2 protein-coding genes are annotated in these 1,231 nt (G+C 31.6%); both read right to left on the minus strand.

Translation table 11 applies throughout. The features are described 5' to 3' along the window. Positions 1–12: 12 nt before the first annotated feature. Complete coding sequence (locus FS666_RS19290; RefSeq protein ID WP_144463781.1) at positions 13–1,008, minus strand: site-specific DNA-methyltransferase; 996 nt, start codon at positions 1,006–1,008, stop codon at positions 13–15. Further along, positions 1,009–1,231: DUF4391 domain-containing protein (locus FS666_RS20105; protein WP_222119388.1), on the minus strand; the 223-nt coding region annotated here is incomplete at its 5' end.

Raw genomic sequence — 1,231 nt, forward strand, 5'->3', positions numbered from 1 at the left:
AGGCTGGCAAAGTTATGCACTTTTGATTGCACTATTGTGTATTTTTCTCTTGCAAAATACAGGTGGGTAAATTTCTATATATCCATCTTTCTTTTCAAGGTAAATTTTATAAAAACCATCATCGCTTTTTTCGGAAGGATTTAAATAAAAAGGATAGTAAAGGTTTGGCCTATTATCAATATTAAAAGCCACATTACTATTGTATAAAGGATGTATATTGAAACCACCATACTCATCTTCATACTTAAATTTTTTATCAGTTTCTGGAAGCTTGTTTGTAATAGTTTTACTTATATTTTTTGCGTAGAAAAGTACATATTCATGCATCTTGCCTATATGTCCATAGTCTCTAGCGTTAGGTGTAGAATTAACCGTGAAAATACCTATAAAGTTTTCTTCACCAAATATTTCGTCACAGATTTTACGTAAATTTGCGAGTTCATGATCATCGATACTAATAAATATTACACCTTCATCCTTCAACAAGTTTCTAGCTAATTTTAACCTAGGATAAATCATATTTAGCCAATTAGTATGATATCTCCCCTTTGTTTCTGGATTGGCCTTCATATTTTCTTTGATTTTTTCCTTGTAATTTTTTATATTGTCATGAAAGTCATCGTTATATATAAAATCTTGACCTGTATTATAAGGTGGATCAATGTATATCATCTTTACTTTATTCCTATAGGAATTTTGAATAATTCGAAGGACCTCAAGATTATCTCCTTCAATATATAAATTCTTTGTGGTATCCCAGTTTACACTCTCTTCTTTACAAGGGCGAAGGGTCCCTGTTGTTTGCTTTTGGGCAAGTTGAATAGCTTCTGTCTTACCATTCCAGGTAAACTCATATTGCTCTTTTTCCGTTTCTACATGTTCACCTAAGGCGATTCGCAGCTTATCAATATCAACTTTGTTTTCGGTGAATACTTCAGGAAATAATTCTTTTAGTTTTCTTATGTTATCCTGAACAACATTAAATGTTTTTCCCTCTAATTTCTGCAATTAGCACAACTCCTTAATTTTTTCTAGCTTTGAAGTAATTTGCTGTTCTAGTCGTTTTATTTTCATGTGAAGTTCCATTTTTTCGCCAAAGTCCAATTGTTTTTTTTGTTCCTGTTGGAGCTTGTATATTTCACCCTCGTCATCCTTTATTTCAAATAACCCTGAATTACGAAAGTAAAATCTAGTAACTAAATACAAAAAGGGCTCCAGCCTTTGGTATAAT

The organism is Siminovitchia fortis (assembly GCF_007681465.1).
Lineage (GTDB): Bacteria > Bacillota > Bacilli > Bacillales > Bacillaceae_C > Siminovitchia > Siminovitchia fortis.